The organism is Streptomyces sp. NPDC005775, assembly GCF_042871565.1.
Lineage (GTDB): Bacteria > Actinomycetota > Actinomycetes > Streptomycetales > Streptomycetaceae > Streptomyces.
In genome coordinates, this window is the sequence record NZ_JBIAIU010000013.1 from 89,397 (window position 1) to 107,638 (window position 18,242).

The 18,242-nt window shown below is 72.4% G+C and carries 15 protein-coding genes and 1 pseudogene; 4 read left to right on the forward strand and 12 right to left on the reverse strand.

The window, feature by feature from the left end; all coding sequences use genetic code 11:
• Nucleotides 1-33: 33 nt before the first annotated feature.
• On the forward strand, nt 34-1,605 hold the full coding sequence (locus tag ACFYPA_RS27490; RefSeq protein ID WP_359085794.1) for a sodium:solute symporter family protein: 1,572 nt from the start codon (nt 34-36) through the stop codon (nt 1,603-1,605).
• Between the two features lie 93 nt (nt 1,606-1,698).
• Here the strand turns inward: ACFYPA_RS27490 and ACFYPA_RS27495 are convergent, their stop codons facing one another.
• From ACFYPA_RS27495 to ACFYPA_RS27505, 3 genes and pseudogenes are all read right to left on the reverse strand, one after another.
• Entirely contained in the window at nt 1,699-2,814 is a 1,116-nt protein-coding gene (locus ACFYPA_RS27495; RefSeq protein WP_389134762.1) for an ADP-ribosylglycohydrolase family protein, read from the reverse strand.
• A 221-nt stretch (nt 2,815-3,035) separates the two neighbouring features.
• Nucleotides 3,036-3,389 (reverse strand): annotated as a pseudogene (locus ACFYPA_RS27500) (hypothetical protein); the annotation flags it as partial.
• Between the two features lie 162 nt (nt 3,390-3,551).
• A complete protein-coding gene (locus ACFYPA_RS27505; protein ID WP_389134764.1) occupies nt 3,552-4,448 on the reverse strand; it encodes a hypothetical protein in 897 nt (298 codons plus the stop codon).
• Nucleotides 4,449-4,715: 267 nt separating this feature from the next.
• On the opposite strand from ACFYPA_RS27505, the gene ACFYPA_RS27510 reads away from it, so the two are divergent.
• Nucleotides 4,716-5,624, forward strand: a complete 909-nt coding sequence (locus tag ACFYPA_RS27510) for an aminoglycoside phosphotransferase family protein (protein ID WP_389134767.1) — start codon at nt 4,716-4,718, stop codon at nt 5,622-5,624.
• Between the two features lie 113 nt (nt 5,625-5,737).
• On the opposite strand, the gene ACFYPA_RS27515 is transcribed toward ACFYPA_RS27510, so the two are convergent.
• Nucleotides 5,738-8,320, reverse strand: coding sequence for a bifunctional FO biosynthesis protein CofGH (locus ACFYPA_RS27515; protein ID WP_359085790.1), 2,583 nt, complete (start codon nt 8,318-8,320; stop codon nt 5,738-5,740).
• Between the two features lie 150 nt (nt 8,321-8,470).
• Here ACFYPA_RS27515 and ACFYPA_RS27520 point away from each other — a divergent pair, with 150 nt between their 5' ends.
• On the forward strand, nt 8,471-9,157 hold the full coding sequence (locus ACFYPA_RS27520) for an HAD family hydrolase (RefSeq protein ID WP_389134919.1): 687 nt from the start codon (nt 8,471-8,473) through the stop codon (nt 9,155-9,157).
• A gap of 64 nt (nt 9,158-9,221) precedes the next feature.
• Here the strand turns inward: ACFYPA_RS27520 and iolD are convergent, their stop codons facing one another.
• From iolD to ACFYPA_RS27550, 6 genes are read right to left on the reverse strand one after another with little or no spacing between them, the layout of a single operon-like run.
• Nucleotides 9,222-11,078: a 3D-(3,5/4)-trihydroxycyclohexane-1,2-dione acylhydrolase (decyclizing) gene (gene iolD / locus ACFYPA_RS27525; RefSeq protein ID WP_389134770.1), complete on the reverse strand. Its 1,857-nt coding sequence runs from the start codon at nt 11,076-11,078 to the stop codon at nt 9,222-9,224.
• Nucleotides 11,075-11,914: a 5-deoxy-glucuronate isomerase gene (gene iolB / locus ACFYPA_RS27530; RefSeq protein ID WP_359085788.1), complete on the reverse strand. Its 840-nt coding sequence runs from the start codon at nt 11,912-11,914 to the stop codon at nt 11,075-11,077. Before iolB ends, iolD begins: the two co-directional genes overlap by 4 nt.
• An 11-nt stretch (nt 11,915-11,925) precedes the next feature.
• Nucleotides 11,926-12,801 (reverse strand): deoxyribose-phosphate aldolase, encoded by an 876-nt coding sequence (locus ACFYPA_RS27535; RefSeq protein ID WP_359315317.1) that lies wholly within the window; start codon nt 12,799-12,801, stop codon nt 11,926-11,928.
• Nucleotides 12,794-13,738: a 5-dehydro-2-deoxygluconokinase gene (iolC, locus tag ACFYPA_RS27540; RefSeq protein ID WP_389134922.1), complete on the reverse strand. Its 945-nt coding sequence runs from the start codon at nt 13,736-13,738 to the stop codon at nt 12,794-12,796. Before iolC ends, ACFYPA_RS27535 begins: the two co-directional genes overlap by 8 nt.
• 32 nt (nt 13,739-13,770) lie before the next feature.
• A complete protein-coding gene (locus ACFYPA_RS27545; RefSeq protein WP_389134925.1) occupies nt 13,771-14,628 on the reverse strand; it encodes a TIM barrel protein in 858 nt (285 codons plus the stop codon).
• A complete protein-coding gene (locus ACFYPA_RS27550) occupies nt 14,628-15,626 on the reverse strand; it encodes a Gfo/Idh/MocA family oxidoreductase (protein WP_359085786.1) in 999 nt (332 codons plus the stop codon). The genes ACFYPA_RS27545 and ACFYPA_RS27550 overlap by 1 nt, the downstream gene beginning before the upstream one ends.
• Before the next feature lie 172 nt (nt 15,627-15,798).
• Here ACFYPA_RS27550 and ACFYPA_RS27555 point away from each other — a divergent pair, with 172 nt between their 5' ends.
• Nucleotides 15,799-16,542 carry a GntR family transcriptional regulator gene (locus ACFYPA_RS27555; RefSeq protein WP_359085785.1) on the forward strand — a complete coding sequence of 248 codons (744 nt, stop codon included), beginning with the start codon at nt 15,799-15,801 and terminating at the stop codon, nt 16,540-16,542.
• Between the two features lie 67 nt (nt 16,543-16,609).
• Here the strand turns inward: ACFYPA_RS27555 and ACFYPA_RS27560 are convergent, their stop codons facing one another.
• Together ACFYPA_RS27560 and ACFYPA_RS27565 are read right to left on the reverse strand one after the other, a co-directional pair.
• Nucleotides 16,610-17,245 (reverse strand): DUF47 family protein, encoded by a 636-nt coding sequence (locus ACFYPA_RS27560; RefSeq protein WP_359085784.1) that lies wholly within the window; start codon nt 17,243-17,245, stop codon nt 16,610-16,612.
• The gene (locus ACFYPA_RS27565) at nt 17,242-18,219 is read right to left on the reverse strand and encodes an inorganic phosphate transporter (RefSeq protein WP_359085783.1); all 978 of its coding nucleotides are present in this window, start codon (nt 18,217-18,219) and stop codon (nt 17,242-17,244) included. Before ACFYPA_RS27565 ends, ACFYPA_RS27560 begins: the two co-directional genes overlap by 4 nt.
• Between the last annotated feature and the right edge of the window lie 23 nt (nt 18,220-18,242).

An 18,242-nucleotide genomic window follows, 5' to 3' on the forward strand; every position in this document is an offset into this window, starting at 1 on the left:
ACCCGTTCATAAGGCGGACCCCAGGAGGGGGACATGAACAGTCTCGACTGGGTCGTGCTCATCGGCTACTTCGGCGTGATGATCGCGATCGGACTCTGGTCCCACAAGCGTGTGGACAACGTCAGCGACTTCTTCACGGCCGGCGGCAAGATGCCGTGGTGGCTGTCCGGCATCTCGCACCACATGTCCGGCTACAGCGCCGTGATGTTCACCGGCTACGCCGGCATCGCGTACCAGTACGGCGTCACGTCCTTCGTGACGTGGTCGCTCCCCATCGCGATCGGCATCGGGATCGGCGCCAAGCTCTTCGCCCCCCGGCTCAACCGGCTGCGTTCGCGGCTGCACGTCGCCTCGCCGCTCGAATACCTGAAGACCCGGTACAACATCCAGACCCAGCAGGCACTCGCCTGGTCCGGTCTGCTGCTGAAGATCGTGGACGTCGGCGCCAAGTGGGCGGCGATCGCCACCCTGCTCTCCGTCTTCACCGGCATCAGCCTGACCCAGGGCATCTTCATCACCGGCCTCATCACGGCGATCTACTGCACGGTCGGCGGACTGTGGGCCGACGCGCTCACCGAGCTGGGGCAGTTCGTCATCCAGCTGTTCGCCGGTCTCGCGATGCTCGTCACGGCGATGAGCAAGCTCGACGGCTTCAGCACGCTGTGGACGGTCTGGGACAAGCTGCCCGAGGGCCACACGGACCCGACGGCCGGCCCGTACACCGTGACCTTCCTGCTGGCGTACCTGTTCATCAAGACCTTCGAGTACAACGGCGGCATGTGGAACCAGGCCCAGCGCTACATGGCCACGGACTCCGCCGCCTCCGCGACCCGCTCGGCGCGCCTCTCCGCCATCCTGTGGCTGGTCTGGCCGACGGTCCTGTTCTTCCCGATGTGGTGCGCCCCGCTGCTCGTCGACGCGCAGAAGCCGGACGCCTCGGACAGCTACGCGCTGATGACCGAGCAGCTCCTGCCGCACGGCCTGCTGGGCCTGGTCGTCGTCGGATTCTTCTCGCACACGATGGCGATGTGCTCCTCGGACGCCAACGCCATCGCGGCGGTCTTCACCCGCGACATCGCCCCGGTCTTCTCCAAGGCCGCCCGCAACTGGAACGCCCGGGCCGGCCTGCTCGCCGCACGGCTCTCCACGCTCGGCTTCCTGGGCCTGTCCATGGCGCTGGCGACCCAGATCAACTCGCCGACGTTCAAGGACATCATCTCGGTCGTCATCAAGTGGGTCGCCGGACTGATGGGCCCGATCGCCATCCCGTTCATGCTGGGTCTGCTGCGCAGGTTCCGTAAGTCGGGACCGACGGCGGCGCTCACCAGCTGGGCGGCGGGTCTGCTGGCGTTCTACTTCACCAACTACAACTTCGACGGTTCGGTGAAGACGGACGTCGCCCTGCAGTACCAGGTGGCACTGCCGCTGGCGATCTCGCTGGTGCTCTACATCGTCATCGGCTTCATCAAGCCGGAGGACACCCCGGAGCGCGACGCGGTCATCGAGCAGATCAACTCGGACGGCGACGGCCCGGCCACCGGTGCGACCGTCCCGGCGCAGGGCGGTCCCGAGGACGTTGCGGTCGTGGAGGGCGTGAAGGACTGACGCCTGCGGCTGTACGGGGGTGAGGGGCGGGATTACGTATGGTTGCGGCGGCTTCCGTACGGGCTCCCGCCCCTCACTCGTTCGGGCTCCCGCTCAGCCGCGCGGGTAGCGGGCCAGCCAGCCCGGTGCGGCGGCGGCAGGGCCATGCAGGGCGGGCCCCTGCGTCATCTCCATGGCGAAGTCGTCGGCGAGCTCCAGGAGCGTGGGGCGCCCCTCCAGCTCGGCCAGCCAGGCCGGCGGCAGCGCGGTCTCGCCGTGCAACGCGCCGAGCAGCGCCCCGCACAGGGCCCCGGTGGCCGCGGACGGCCCGCCGTGGTTGACGGCCAGTCGCAAGCCCTGCCGGATGTCCTCACCGACCAGCGCGCAGTACACGGCCACCGCGAGGACCTCCTCGGCGGAGTCCGTGGCGCCCAGCGACTCGATGAGGGCGGGCCCGGGGATGCCCTGGCGCACCGTACCGAGGGCCTGTTGGAGCGCCTCGGTGACGGGCTCGTGGCCCGGCCGCTCGGCGAGCACGGCCAGCGCGTGCTGCACGGAACCGTCCAGCGTCTCGCCGCGCGCCAGCCCGTGCACGATCACGGCGAGGGCGCCGGCCGAGAGCAGGGCGGTGGGGTGGCCGTGCGTCTGTGCGGCGCACTCGACGGCGAGCTGGAACACGAGCTGCGGCTCCCAGCCGACGAGCAGCCCGAACGGAGCGGAGCGGGTGAGCGCGGCGGAGTCGCGCGCGGTGGGGTTCTTCGGCTGTTCGAGGGAGCCCATGACGGAGTCGCCCAATCCGCCCAGGCACTCCCGCGTGGGCGCGCGGCGGCTGTAGAGCCATTCCTGACCGGCGAGCCAGCCGTTGTCCTTGCGCCGTTCGTCGGGCCCCCAGTCGTGCTGGGTGGCGGCCCAGCGCAGATGGGCCCGGTGCACGTCCGTGGGCGGGTGCCAGGCGCCGGTGTCGCGGCGGACCTGGGCGCGTATCAGCCCGTCGACGGTGAACAGGGTGAGCTGGGTGACCGAGGTGACGCAACCGCGCCCACCGTGTGCGGGGACGAAGTCGGTGACGGCGTCGGCCCCGTGGGCCTCGCGGATCTCCTCCAGCGTGAGCCCGCTGACACCCGCGCCGAGCGCGTCACCGATGGCGCCGCCGAGCAGGGCGCCGCGTACCCGGCTGCGGAAGTCCTGCTGCTCGGCACGGCCCCAGACAGCTGTGGTCGCTGAGCTCACCGTGCCCCTCCCCGTCGGTCCGTCGGTTCGTTTCCGTGTGCGACTCGCGGTAACTGCGCAGCACTGTAATCGAACGGCCACGGGGCCGACGGGGGCGGAACGGTATGTACGAAGTTGCTGGTTCGGTTCAGTTTTGCGCGGCAATCTCCGGGGTTTGCCGTTGCATCAGGCTCCTCCGCAAGGTCGGCGGAACCGGTCCCGCGCTCATCCTCGAGGGCCGCCTACTCCTCGGCGAAGACGTCCTCGGCCGACCGGGCGGTGGGGGCGCGCAGAAGCCAGCGGTTCAGGGTGTCGAGATCACCACAGGTGGTGATCCGTTCACGAGCCTCATCCGACACGTCGACGCCCGCCTGCGCGAGGAACAGAAGGATGCCCTGCGCAATGGCCTCCGCTCGGCCCTCCGTACGGCCCTCCGCTCGGCCCTCCGCTCGGCCCTCGTCCCTGATTTCCTCTGCCATGAAGGACTTGTAGAAAGAGAGGTCCACGGCCACCAGGTTCCTCCACTGTTGTGCGGCCGGGCGGTTGCCCAGGCCTTGTGCGGTGAGTTCGACAAGGGGATCGGCGATGGTTTCCGGACGACGGTTCTCCGGTGACAACCGACAGGCGTTCCGCCACAGGGTGGCGCTGCTGAACCTGGCCGAATTCCTCGGCACCGGCCCGGAGCGGGGGTACAAAGAACTGCGCGTGATCAAGACCGTGTTCGGTCGATCACGCGCAGCACTGCTGCCGAGGGCCGCCTACTCCTCGGCGAAGACGTCCTCGGCCGACCGGGCGGTGGGGGCGCGCAGAAGCCAGCGGTTCAGGGTGTCGAGATCACCACAGGTGGTGATCCGTTCACGAGCCTCATCCGACACCTCGACGCCCGCCTGCGCGAGGAACAGAAGGATCCCCTGCGCAATGGCCTCCGCTCGGCCCTCCGTACGGCCCTCCGCTCGGCCCTCGTCCCTGATTTCCTCTGCCATGAAGGACTTGTAGAAAGAGAGGTCCACGGCCACCAGGTTCCTCCACTGTTGTGCGGCCGGGCGGTTGCCCAGGCCTTGTGCGGTGAGTTCGACAAGGGGATCGGCGATGGTTTCCGGTACGTCCCGCAGAGCGGTCGACAGCGTCTTCAGTATGGCACCGATGTCCGGATCGGCGGCGTGTGTGATCGCCGCCAGCGTGGTGAGCGCCAGGTCCTTGCGGGCCTCGGCGACGTTGGTGATCACCGGCATGTTGTGCGGGCCCGCGACGAGTGGACGCAGGGTGAGCGCGGGCCACTGGCGGGGCCCGATGGAGACCGGGCCGGAGGCCCATTCAGCAGTCGCACGGTCCTGACAGACGACCAGCAGCAGCGGCGGGAGACGGTACTTCGTGTACAGGTAGGACAGGTAGTAGGCCCAGCTCGCCGGCTTGTCGAGGTCCTTCTTCCCTTGCGCTTCGATGGCCAGGAGAAACGGCTCGTCGTTCTCCGTGTCCAGGCGCAGCAGGGTGTCCACGCGACGTTCGACGGGCCGGTTCTCGGTCAGGTCGGTGGGCATCACGGTGACCGAGACGGGCGGGGAGATGGTGATCCCCAGCAGTTCCGAGACGCGGGAGAACAGGCCCGGGTGCTCCTGGAAGATGCGGTGCATCGCCTCATGCGGCGAACTGACCATGCGGGTCTCCTGCGAGTGGTGTGCGTGCGATGCCCGAAGTGCCCCCGAGCGCGGGGTCGTTATTGCCGGGAGCATATGTCCGCCGGTGTCGTACGACGCCGTCCCCGGCGAAGCCTCACCCATGTGAGTGACGTAGTGATCAGGGGAGTTGCAGGCGGCCGCTTCGGGAGGCCGGAGCCCGGAGGCGGGAGTCCGCCGCGCGGCCCCGGAAGCGGCCGGCGTCAAATCCCGTTGTGCCGGGCGGTCCCCCGGCGCGATGATCGCGCGATGGCTTCCCCCCACCCCGACGGCCGCGCCGGAATCGACGCCGCGCTCGTGAAGCGCCTGATCGCCGCCCAGTTCCCGCAGTGGAGCGCGCTGCCCGTGTCTCCGGTCGAGGTCGACGGCTGGGACAACCGGACCTACCGTCTCGGCGACGCGATGACGGTACGCCTCCCGACGGCAGCCGGGTACGTCCCCGCTGTGGAGAAGGAGCACCACTGGCTGCCGCGCCTCGCCCCGGCCCTGCCCGTGGCGGTGCCCCCGGTCCTCGCCCTGGGCGTTCCGGGCGAGGGCTACCCGTATCCGTGGTCGGTCCGGCGGTGGCTGCGGGGTGAGACCGCGGCTCGGGGCCGTATCGGCGGCCTCGCACCGTTCGCGGTCCAGGTGGCCGGCTTCGTCCGCGCCCTCCAGGGCTGCGACACCACGGGAGGGCCGCCCGCCGGGGAGCACAGCTGGTACCGGGGCGCGTCCCCCGCCCACTACAACGAGGAGACCCGGCGCTGCCTGGCCGTGCTGGAGTGCCGGGTCGACACGGACCGGGCACGCGTGGTCTGGGACGCCGCGCTCGCCGCCGAGTGGCACGGGGAGCCCGTGTGGTTCCACGGCGACATCGCCTCAGGCAACCTGCTGGTCGACGGCGGCGAACTGTCCGCCGTCATCGACTTCGGTACGTCGGGCATCGGCGACCCGGCCTGTGACCTGGTCATCGCGTGGGGGATGTTCTCCGGCGACAGCCGGGAGGCGTTCCGGCGCGCGGTCGGCCAGGACGAGGGCACCTGGGCGCGGGCCCGGGGCTGGGCGTTGTGGAAGGCGCTGCTGAACCTGACGGGGTTCCTCGACACGGACCGGGAACGGGCGGACAACGAACTGCGCGTCATCCAGGCCGTGCTGGCCGACCACGACCGGTCCGGCTGACGCGGCAGGCCGGCCCGGCCCACAGCAACGCCGCGCCGCCCCCCGGCCTCTCGGGCCGTAGCCGACCGATCGGCGCCCGGGCCCCCCGCCGGCGGCGGGGAGCCCCGAGGCCCTCAGTCGGTCAGTACCGGCAGCAGCTCCGGCAGGTGCCCGTCCGAGGCTGCGGCCGCCGCCACCCGCTCCTCGGGCACCTCTCCGTACAGCGTCGTACGCGGCTTCGCCGGGCGGCCCGCCGCCTCGGCCACCGCGACCAGGTCCTGGACCGACTTGTACGAGCCGTAGCCCGAACCGGCCATCCGGGAGATGGTCTCCTCCATCAGCGTGCCGCCCAGGTCGTTCGCCCCAGAGCGGAGCATCTCCGCCGCGCCCTCCGTGCCCAGCTTCACCCAGCTGGTCTGGATGTTGGTGATGTGCGGGTGGAGCAGCAGGCGGGCCATCGCGGTGACGGCGCGGTTGTCCCGGTCGGTGGGGCCGGGGCGGGCGATGCCGGCCAGGTAGACGGGGGCGTTGGTGTGGATGAAGGGGAGCGTCACGAACTCCGTGAAGCCGCCCGACTCCTGCTGGAGGCCGGCGAGCGTGCGCAGGTGGCCCAGCCAGTGGCGGGGCTGGTCGACGTGGCCGTACATCATCGTGGAGGACGAACGCAGACCCACTTCGTGAGCGGTCTTGATGACCTCCAGCCAGGTCGCCGTCGGCAGCTTGCCCTTGGTGAGGACCCAGCGGACCTCGTCGTCCAGGATCTCCGCCGCCGTGCCGGGGATGGAGTCGAGTCCGGCCTCCTTCGCGGCGATCAGCCAGTCGCGGATGGACATGCCGGTGCGGGTGGCCCCGTTGACGACCTCCATCGGGGAGAAGGCGTGGACGTGCATGCCGGGCACGCGTTCCTTCACCGCGCGGGCGATGTCGAAGTACGCGGTGCCGGGCAGGTCCGGGTGGATGCCGCCCTGCATGCACACCTCGACCGCGCCGACGTCCCAGGCCTGCGCGGCCCGGTCGGCGACCTGGTCCAGGGAGAGGGTGTACGCGTCGGCGTCGGTGCGCCGCTGGGCGAAGGCGCAGAAGCGGCAGCCGGTGTAGCAGACGTTGGTGAAGTTGATGTTGCGCGTGACGATGTACGTGACGTCGTCGCCGACGACGTCACGGCGCAGGGTGTCCGCGATCCGGCACAGCTCGTCGAGCGCGGGGCCGTCCGCGTGGAGCAGCGTGAGTGCCTGGGCGTCGGTGAGCTTCGTGGGGTCGGCGGCGGCCTGGCTCAGGGCGCCCTTCACATCGGTGTCGATGCGGGACGGGACCATGCCGGGCGCCGCAGCCTCGCGGAGCGCCTCCCAGTCCCCGTACACCTCGTCGAAGTCGTCGCGGCGGTCGCCGGTGCGGCCCTCCGTGTCGATGGTGCGGTGCAGGTCGGTGCGGCCGGAGGCGCCGAACTCCTCGTCGGGTTCCTGCCAGGGCAGGCCGGTGGGGACCGCCCCCTCCTTCGCGAGCCCGGTCTCCGGGTCGGCGAGGGCGCGGACGTGCGGGAGGAGGCGGGGGTCGAGCCACGGTTCGCCGCGCCGGATGAACTCCGGGTAGATGGTGAGGCGTTCGCGGAGCTGGAAGCCGGACTCCGCGGTCCGCGCGGCGAGCTCGTCGATGTGCGGCCAGGGGCGTTCGGGGTTCACATGGTCCGGGGTGAGCGGCGAGACGCCGCCCCAGTCGTCGATGCCGGCGCCGATGATCAGGGCGTACTCCGCGTCGACGAGGTTCGGCGGGGCCTGGATGCGGGCGGACGGGCCGAGGATGTGGCGGGCGACGGCGATGGCGGCGGCCAGTTCCTCCAGCTCCGCGTCCGGCATGGCGCGCATCGCCGTGTCGGGCTTGGCGCGGAAGTTCTGGACGATGACTTCCTGGATGCCGTGATAGGCGCGGGCGGTCCTGCGCAGCTCGAAGAGGGAGTCGGCGCGCTCCTCGTACGACTCCCCGATGCCGATGAGGATGCCGGTGGTGAACGGGACGTTGGACCGGCCCGCGTCCTCCAGCACCCGCAGCCGCACGGCCGGTTCCTTGTCCGGGGAGCCGTGGTGCGGGCCACCGGGCTCGGACCACAGGCGGGTCGCGGTCGTCTCCAGCATCATGCCCATGGACGGGGCGACGGGCTTGAGGCGCTGGAGGTCGGTCCAGGTCATGACGCCCGGGTTGAGGTGCGGGAGGAGGCCGGTCTCCTCGAGGACGCGGATCGCCATGGCGCGTACGTACGCGAGGGTGTCGTCGTACCCCTCGGCCTCCAGCCACTCCCGCGCCTCCGGCCAGCGGTCCTCCGGCCGGTCGCCCAGCGTGAACAGCGCTTCCTTGCAGCCCATCGCCGCGCCGTCGCGGGCGATGGTGAGCACCTCGTCCGGGGACAGGAACATGCCGTGGCCCTCGCGCCTGAGCTTGCCGGGGACGGTGACGAAGGTGCAGTAGTGGCACTTGTCGCGGCAGAGGCGGGTCAGCGGGATGAAGACCTTGCGGGAGTACGTGATGACACCGGGCCGGTCCGCCGCCGCCAGGCCCGCGTCCCGCACCCGGGCGGCGGACGCGGCGAGATCCGTCAGGTCGTCGCCGCGCGCCTGGAGGAGGACGGCGGCCTCGGTCACGTCGAGGGCGACGCCGTCTCTGGCTCGCTTGAGGGCACGTCGCATGGAGTTGGTGGTGGGGCGTCCGCGCTGAGGATCGGTCATGAACCGAGCATACGAGCGAGTAGTCGGGCGGTGACCGACCGGTTCTCCCGCGGACAGCCCGGCGGTGACCTGCCGGATCTCCCGCGGGTCACCCCCGCCCCTGGCGCCTCGGCCGCGCGAGGGCCCCCGACCCGTAGGCTCGGTCCGGTGATGGAAACGATCGTCTTCGACATCGGCGAGACACTCGTCCGCGACGACCGCTACTGGGCGTCCTGGGCCAACTGGCTCGGCGTCCCGCCGCACACGCTGAGTGCGCTGGTCGGGGCCGCGGTCGTCCAGGGCCGGGACAGCGCCGACGCGCTGACCATGCTGCGGCCCGACATGGACGTCACCGAGGCGTCACTGGCGCGCGCCGCCGCCGGACGCGGCGAGCACCTGGACGAGTCGGACCTCTACCCGGACGTGCGGCCGGCCCTGGCGGAGCTGCGGGCGCTGGGCGTACGGGTGATCGTCGCGAGCAACGGGACCGTGCGGGCCGGGGAGCTGCTGCGGGGGCTGGACCTGCCCGCGGACGTGGTCGTCACCTCGGACGAGTGGGGCGTCGCCAAGCCGGACCCGGAGTTCTTCGCCCGCGTCCTGGAGGTGTCCGGCTCGGACCCGCGGTCGACGCTGTACGTGGGCGACCACCCGGCGGGCGACCTTTTCCCGGCCAAGTCCTCCGGGCTGCGCGCGGCGCACATCCGGCGGGGCGCGTGCGGGTACTGGTGGGCGGATCACCCGGACGTGGTGGAGGCGGCGGACTTCCGCATCAACGCGCTGACGGAGCTGCCGGCGCTGCTGAACAAGGCGCCGGACGCGCCGGCGCCGCCGCGCCCGAGGGCGTTGCGGGCGTTGTAGCCACGAGCCGCACCCCGTCGACGGGCCGGGCTCCCCAAGGGGTCCGGCCCGTCGACACGGCCCCTCAGAGGTACGGCCGCTGGTCCGACTTGGCCTTCACGTACGCCTCCCGGGCCGCCCTGGTCTCGGGCGCGTCGGAGACCTCCGCGACCGGCACGTCCCACCAGGCGCCGGAGGACGGCGAGGGGGCCAGCGGGTCCGTTTCGATGTGGATCACCGTGCACCGGTCGGAGGCCCTGGCCTTGGTGAGGGCGTCCCGGAGTTCGGCGATTCCGGCGACGCGCAGGACGTCCGCCCCCAGGCTCGCCGCGTTGGCCGCCAGGTCGACGGGCAGCCGGTCACCCTCCAGCGCTCCGCTGTCCGCGTCGCGGTAGCGGTACCAGGTGCCGAAGCGCGGGGCGCCCACCGTCTCGGAGAGCGCGCCGATCGACGCGAAGCCGTGGTTCTGGATCAGGACCACGATGAGCTTGACCCCTTCGGCCACGGCCGTCAGCAGTTCCTGCGCCATCATCAGGTAGGAGCCGTCGCCCACCATGACGAAGACCTCGCGCTCGGGGGCGGCGAGTTTCACGCCGAGGCCGCCGGCGATCTCGTAACCCATGCAGGAGTAGCCGTACTCGACGTGGTACTGCTTCGGGTCCGCCGCCCGCCAGAGCTTGTGCAGGTCGCCGGGGAGCGATCCGGCCGCGCAGACCACGACTCCGTCCTCGGCCGCCGCCTCGTTGACCGCTCCGACCACTTCCGACTGGGCCGGTTTCGGGGTGTGCCCCAGGTGGTGCGCGGCGTCCACGGCCGCGTCCCAGTCGCGGGCCAGGGCCGCGGTCCGTGCGCGGTGCTCCGGGGGTGCCTGCCAGTCCGACAGTTCGGCCGTCAGCGCCTCCAGCGCGGTGCGGGCGTCGGCGACCATCGCCAGGCCGGCGTGCTTCACCGCGTCGAGCCGGGCCACGTTGATGTTGAGGAAGCGGACGCCGGGGTCGGCGAACTGGGTGTGCGAGGCGGTGGTGAAGTCGCTGTAGCGGGTGCCGATGCCGATGACCAGGTCGGCCTCCCGGGCCAGCGCGTCGGCCGCCGTCGTGCCGGTGTGCCCGATGGCGCCGGCCGAGGACGGGTGGCCGTGCCGCAGCGACCCCTTGCCTGCCTGGGTCTCGGCGACCGGGATGCCGGTGGCGCGGGCGAAGGTGTCCAGCGCCTCGGTGGCGCCCGCGTAGACCACGCCTCCCCCGGCCACCACGAGCGGGCGGCGGGCGGCCCGGATCATCCGGACGGCATCCGCCAGCACCTGGGGCTGTGGAACCGGCCGGTCGATCCGCCAGACGCGGTGGGCCAGGAACTCCTCCGGCCAGTCGTACGCCTCCGCCTGCACGTCCTGGGGCAGCGCGAGCGTCACCGCGCCGGTGTCCACCGGATCGGTGAGCGTGCGTACGGCCGCCAGGGCGGCGCCGATCAGCTGCTCGGGGCGGCCGATCCGGTCGAAGTACCGGGAGACGGGGCGGAAGGCGTCGTTGACGGTGACATCACCCGCCCACGGCATCTCCAGCTGCTGGAGCACCGGTTCGGCGACGCGCGTGGCGAAGGTGTCCCCCGGCAGGAGCAGCACGGGCAGCCGGTTGATGGTGGCCCCGGCGGCGGCGGTGATCATGTTGGTGGCGCCGGGGCCGACCGACGCGGTGCAGGCGAACGTCGAGAGCCGGTCGGACATCCGGGCGTACGCGGCGGCGGTGTGCACCATCGCCTGCTCGTTGCGCGCCTGGTAGTACGTCAGGTCGCGGTTCTCCCAGAGCGCCTGCCCCAGGCCCGCGACGTTGCCGTGCCCGAAGATGCCGAAGCAGCCGGCGAACAGGCGCCGGCTCTCCCCGTCCCGTTCGGTGTGCTGGGCGACCAGGAAGCGCACCAGTGCCTGGGCGACGGTGAGCCGGATCATGCTGCCCCTTCCGCGGACGGTGCTCCGGAGGTCTCCGTCGCGCCTTCCCAGGTTTCACGGACCCAGGCGTGCGCCGGGTCGTCGGTGATCCGCCAGGCGCGCTCGTCGTGCGGGCCGGCCATCACGTTGAGGTAGTACATCGGGTAGCCGGGCAGGGCGGCCGAGGGGCCGTGCCAGCCGTCCGGGACCAGCACGACGTCACCGGTGCGGACCTCGGCCGTCTCGCCGGCGGGGCCGGGCGGGCTGCCGCCGAGCCGGTGCTGGCCGAAGCCGCCGCGGCCGATCTCGAAGTAGTAGACCTCCTCCAGCTCCGACTCGGTCGCCGTGTGCTCGTCGTGCTTGTGCGGCGGGTAGCTGGACCAGTTCCCGTCCGGGGTGAGGACCTCCACCACGATCAGCCGGTCGCACGTGAAGCCGTCGGCGCTGGCCAGGTTGTTGACCTGCCGGCGGCAGGAACCCGTACCGCGCGTCTCGACCGGCACCGCCTCGGCGGGGCCGCGGCGGAACGGCAGGTCCCGCCGGGCGGTGCCGCTCGCCACCGCGAAGCGGCCGCCGCCGTCGCTGCTGATGACGGCGTCGCTGCGCCGGGGAACGTACGCGAAGTCGCTCACGCCCTCGAAGACTCCGGGCCGCCCGGCCAGGGCGAACTCCTCGGCTCCGCAGCGTACGGAGCAGGAACCGGCCAGGGGCAGCACGATCACCTCGCGCTCCTGCGTACCGAAGGACTGCGAGCCGCCGGGGGCGAGTTCCAGCACTCTGAGTCCGGTGTGCCGCATGCCGGTGTCCACGGTCCAGGGGCCGTGTGCGGTGCTGCCCGCGGGCTGATGGCCGTCCATGGCGTCTCCTCTCACAGCAGGCCGACGGCGGTGTCCACCGCGGCGGCCACGTCGTCGTCGGGCGGGTAGAGCAGCGAGCGGCCCGCGACCAGGCCGCGCACGGTGGGGAGCCGGAGCGCCTTCTCCCAGGAGGCGTATGTCTCCTCGGGAGTGCCCGGGGGGTCTCCGCCGAGCAGCAGCGCGGGCAGCGTCGACGCCTCCATCACCGCCTCCATGTTCGCGACCACCGGCACCTTCAGCCAGGTGTAGGCGGAGGTGCGTCCCAGCCCCTGGGCGATGGCCAGCGCGCGCGTCATGGCCTCGGGCCGCAGGTCGTTGCCGGCTCGTCCGTCGGGGCCGCGCCGGACCCAGAACGGCTCGACCAGGGCGGTCAGCCTCCGGTCGGCGAGGGAGGAGACCGCGTCCGCGCAGCCCGCCAAGGTGGTGGCGGTGGCGGGGTCGGTCGGGTCGATGCGCAGGAGCATCTTCCCGGCGTTGAAGCCCATCTCCTCGATGGAGGCGGCGTCGTAAGCCGTGAACCGGTCGTCCATCTCGAAGACGGTGTCGGGCACGCCGCCCCGGTTCATCGAGCCGATGACGACCTTGTCCTCCAGGGCGCCGAGCAGCAGCAGGTCCTCCAGCACGTCGGGGGTGCCGAGCACGCCGTCCACCCCCGGGCGTTCCAGGGCGGTCAGCAGGCGGTCGAGGAGCCCGGCACGGTTCGCCATGGCGTCGGGACGGCCGCGTACGGCGAGTGCGCCGCGGGCGGGATGGTCGGCGGCCACCAGCATCAGCCGGCCCGACGGCTGGACCATCGGGCGCCGGCTGCGCCGCTGGGCCGCTTCCAGGATCGCCTCGGGCCGCCGGGCCCGGGTCTCCATCAGGGTCTGGAGCGCTCCGTCACGCATGCGGTGCCGCTTCGGGGGTGTGGGCGTGTTCCATCATGTCCTCCACCTGGGGGGTAGTCGGCATGTCCGGGGCGCAGAAGAGCCGCCCCGCGACGTGAGCGCCTGCGGCGTTGGCGAAGCGGAGGATCCGCGTCAGTGGCCAGCCCGCGAGGAGGCCGTGGCAGAGGGCGCCACCGAAGGCGTCGCCCGCTCCGAGGCCGTTGACGACGCGGACGGGGTGGGGCGCGACCACGACGCGTTCGGTGCGGGTGCGTGCCAGCACCCCCGCGGGCCCTTGTTTGACCACGGCCAGTTCGATGCCCGTGGCCAGCAGGGCGTCGGCCGCGGCGTCCGGGTCGCGTTCGCCGACGGCGGCCTCGCACTCGTCGAGGTTGCCGACGGCCACGGTTGCCCCCGCGAGGGCGGCCCGCAGGGCGGGCCCGGCGGCCTGCGGGGAGGGCCAGAGCCCGGGGCGGTAGTCGAGGTCGAGCACGGTGATCCCCGACCGGTCGCGGGCGGTCAGGGCGGCCAGGTGGGCGGCCGCGCTGGGTTCGGCGGACAGCCCGGTGCCGGTGACCCAGAGCAGCCCGGCCGTGCGCACCTCCTCCAGGTCCAGCTCCTCCCGGTTGATCCGGAGGTCCGGGGTGCCGGGCGGGCGGTAGAACCAGAGGGGGAAGTCGTCGGGCGGGAAGACCTCGCAGAAGGTGACCGGGGTCGGGGGCCCGGCGACGGGGCTGACGCGGGCCGCGTCGACTCCGTAACGGCCCAGCTCGGCCCTGAGGTAGTCCCCGAAGGGGTCCTGTCCGGTGCGGCTGATCAGGGCGGTGCGGCGGCCGTGCCGGGCGGCGGCCACGGAGACGTTGGCCGCGCTGCCGCCCAGGTGCTTGCCGAAGGTCTCGACGTCGGCCAGGCCCACCCCCTGCTGGAGCGGGTAGAGGTCCACGCCGAGCCGCCCCATCACCAGGACCTCGGGCGCAGGTCCTGCCGCCGTCACGACGTCACCTGGCGCAGGTGGGCGAGGGAGGCCACGACGTCCGCCAGCGGGCCTTCGCCGGGCGCGGGTTCGGCGTCGAGGACGGTGTCCTGTTCCAGTACGTACCACCCGTCGTATCCGGCCGCGTCCAGGGCGGTGGTGATCGCGGAGATGTCCACGTCTCCTTGGCCGAGCGGCTGGTAGAGGCCGGTCCGGACCGCTTCCGTGTACGTGACGTCCCCGGCCCGGACCATGGCGGCGAGCGCCGCGTCGACGTCCTTGAGGTGGACGTGGGCGATGCGGTCGGCGGCCCGGCGGGCGAGGGCGACGGGGTCGTTGCCGCCGGCCAGCAGGTGGCCGGTGTCCAGGCAGAGGGGGACGGAGCTTCCGGTGAGGACGCGTTCGACCTCGTCCGGGCCCTCGACCATCGTGCCGATGTGCGGGTGCAGGGTGGCGGTGATGCCTTCGGCGCGGGCGTGGGCATCGATCTTGTCGAGGTGGGACAGCAGGGTGTCCCACTCGCGTGCGGAGAGTTCGGGCCGGGCGTCGTAGCCGTCAGACCCGGTGGCGGCGGCCAGGACCAGGGTCCGGGCGGAGCCGAACCCGGCCAGGGCGCGCCGGACCTCGGGCAGCGGGTCGCGGCCGGGGTCGTGCAGGACGACGGGGACGAACCCGCCGACGGCGGCCAGGCCGTGCCCGGCGAGCAGTTCCGCGCGGGCGTCCGGGTCCTGCGGCAGGAAGCCGTCGGGCCCGAACTCGGTGGCGGCGAGACCGGCGGCGGCCATCTCGTCGAGGACCCGCCCGGGGGCCATCTGGTGTCCCCAGCCGGGGACTTCGCACACGCCCCAGGAGATGGGTGCTCCGGCAACGCGGATCATCGGCCCGCCTCCTCTACGCGTACGGGACGGCCGCTGCGGCACGACAGGTCGGCGGCCTCGGCGATCAGCAGGGCGGCCAGCGCGTCCTGCCCCGTGCAGGGGCTGGGGCGGGTGCCGGCGGCGACTTCGGTGAAGGCCGTCAGCTCGGCGACGTACGCGTCACGGAAGCGGCTCAGGAATCCGTCGTGGGAGACGGCCCCGGGCTGGGGCCCGCCGGCGGTGAAACGGAGGGGGGCGTGCGGGTCGAGGCCGGTGGCCAGGGTGCCGGTGGAGCCGGCCACTTCCATCCGTACGTCGTAACCGGCGCCGTTGTAACGGGTGGCGGTGCACGTCACGAGTGTGCCGTCGTCGAGGGTGAGGACGGTGACGGCGGTGTCGACGTCACCGGCTGCGGTGAAGCAGGCATCGCCCCGGTTGGAACCGGTGGCGCCGACCTCGACGACCTCGCGGCCGGTGACCCAGCGCACGATGTCGAAGTCGTGCACGGCGCAGTCGCGGAAGATGCCGCCGGAGGCGGGCAGGTATCCCGCCGGTGGCGGCGCCGGGTCCGCGGTGCAGGCCCGGATCGTGTGGAGCCAGCCCAGTTCACCGGCGGCGACGGCGTCGCGCAGCGCGGTGTAGCCGGCGTCGAAGCGGCGCTGGAAGCCGACCTGGAGCGGGACGGCGGTGCCGTCGAGCTCGGCCAGCAGGGCGCGGGTTCCTTCGAGGGTGCCGGCGATCGGCTTCTCGCAGAAGACGGGCAGTCCGGCGCCCGCCGCGGCCCGTACGAGGTCCGCGTGGGCGGCGGTGGGGGCGGCGATCACGATGCCGTCCAGGCCGGAGCCCAGCAGGCCGTCGAGGTCGGGGGCGTGCTCGGCACCTAGTTTGACGGCCAGTTCGTGTGCCTGGCTTTCGTGGGCGTCGTGCAGGACGACCCGCGTCACGGCGGGCAGTCCGATCAGGGTCTCGGCGTGGAACGTGCCGATCCGGCCGGTACCGATGAGTCCGATGCGCATGCGCGAATGCCTCCGGTTCGAGGAGGAGTGGATGCTGTCCTGATGCGTCTCCCCGATTTGTATCCCGGCACTCACAACGCGTCAAGCATTTGTTCTGACATATATACGTACAGAGCTTGAGTCGAACCGTGCGGCATACTGAACGCCTGGTTCTACGCGTCGAGGAGTCCCCATGGAATCGATCACCAGGCTGATAAGCATCGACCGCAGCAGTCCCGTACCGCTGTACTTCCAGGTCGCGCAGCAGCTCCAACAGCTCATCGAGTCGGGCACCTTGGCGCCCGGCACCCGGCTGGAGAACGAGATCGCCCTGGCGGACAAGTTCGGACTTTCGCGCCCGACGATGCGTCAGGCCATGCAGCACCTCGTCGACAAGGGGCTCCTCGCACGCAAGCGCGGCGTGGGCACACAGGTCGTCAACAACCGGGTACGCAGGCAGGTCGAGCTGACCAGCCTCTTCGAGGACCTCAAGCGGGACGACCGCCGGCCCCGTACCGAGGTGCTGTCCATGCAGACCGTGCCCGCCGCGGGCACCGTCGCGTCCGCGCTCGCACTCGAACCGGGCACGCCCACCGTGGCGCTGCGCAGGCTGCGTTACGCGGACGACGAGCCCATAGCCGTCATGCACAACCACCTGCCGGCGGATCTGCTGACCCTGACCGAGGAAGAACTCACCCAGTACGGGCTCTACGAGCTGCTCAAGCGGGCCGGCGTCGCCCTGCGCACCGCGCGCCAGAACATCGGGGCGCGCAGGGCCACGGCGGCGGAGGCCCGCCTGCTGGACGAGGGCCGCAGCGGCACCCTGCTCACCATGGAGCGCACGGTCCTGGGCGACGCGGGACGCCCGGTGGAGTTCGGATCCCACCTCTACCGGGCGTCGCGGTACTCCTTCGAGATGACGCTGACCGCGCACTGAACGGCCGCACGGCTCCGTGCGGGCGGTCCCGGGCCGCCCGCGGGGCCGCCCGCCCGGAGCCGTCCGCTCAGTGGCTGCGCTTCAGCATCGCGTCCGACAGCGCGGCCACGGACTCCCCCAGCCGCAGCCCCACGACGTCCAGCCGGCGCAGCAGTTCGCGCCGGGTGAGAGTGTCGGAGCCGACCTCCTGCCGCAGCAGCTCGGCCATCGCCAGCTGGTAGTGCCTGCGCACCTGTCCGGCGGACTTACGGGCCGCCGAGGTGGCCGCGTCCACTTCCCCGGGCCGGTCGGCGAGCCCCTGGACCGCGCCCCGCAGCATCGCCAGGCCCTCCGCCACACCGGCCAGTGCGGGCAGGTGCGCGGGGTCGCCCTCCGCGCCGTAGAGATCGGTCTCCCGCACCAGGTCACGGAGGTTGTCCAGCACGTCGTCGACGCTGCGGGAGAAGCGGTAGAGGTCCTCGCGGTCGATCGGTGTGGTGAGGGCGACGGCGAGTTCGGCGACCAGTCCGGCCCGTCCGGTGTCGCCCCGGTGCTCGACGTCGACCATGGCCTCGCGGGCCTCGGCGGGCGTGAGCGTGCCCTCGGCCATCGCGGAGGCCAGCCCCACCCCTTCGATGGCCGCGTCGAGTTGGGTGGCCAGCAGGTCGGTCAGCTGGTGGTGCGATCGGCCGGTGAGGTCGTCGACGATTCTGCGGAAGGTCATGCGGTCACTCCTCTGGCGAGAAGGCCGGCCAGCAGGCCGGCCGCGTAGGCGGCGGGCAGGGTCACGCCCCAGGCGGTGACCAGGGGGACGGCGAACTGCCAGCGCACCCGGCGGCCCCCCTCACTGGCCCCCGCACCCACCAGTCCGCCGATCACCGTCTGGGTCATGCTCACCGGCGCGCCCAGGGCGGCGCTGGAGAGCACGGTGGCGGAGGAGGCGACCTCGGCCGAGGCGACCTGCCAGGGGCGGGCGGCCAGCAGCCGGACCGACGCACCGCCGGACACCCTGCGCAGGCTGAGGACGGCCCCCGCGGCGAAGACGAGTGCCACCGCGACGGCCGGTGCGAGACCGGGCGGTGTGTCCAGGCTGCCGCCGACGTGGCCGGCCGATGCCACGGCCGCGACGGCGAACATCTTCTGGCCGTCGTTGGCCGCGTACGCCAGGCACTGGCAGCCGAAGGCGGCGATGTGCGCCCCGTGCACGAGGCGCGGCATGCCGGGCGTCGTCGGCATCCGCCGGGCGCCGCGGCCCAGGGCGAACCCGGCGGCGGCGCCGATCAGCGGGGCTGCCGCGGCGATCCCCAGCACCAGCCCGAGCCTGCCCCACTGCGGGCGTTCCCCGAGTCCGGAACCTGCACCGGCCAGCCCCCCGAGGACGGCCAGCGTGATCGAGGTGGGGATGCCCCGCCAGGTGAGCAGCAGCACGAGGGCGAGGGAGGCGGCGGCGCCGCACAGGAAGATGAGCGCGGGGTGCGCGGCGTCACCGGGTATCAGCCCGTCGGTGAAGGTACGGGCCACCCGCACCCCGAACAGGGCGGGCCCGGCCGCCACCGCGGCGGTCAGCATCAGCAGTACGGGCACGGCCGAACCGCTGCTGTGGCGTACGGCCATGGCCAGCAGCGAGGCACCGTCGTTGGCACCGCAGACGAGGACGAAGGCCAGGGCGGTGATGAAGAGCGCGATCGTGGTGGTCAAGGAAGGTACTACCTCACGTGGTG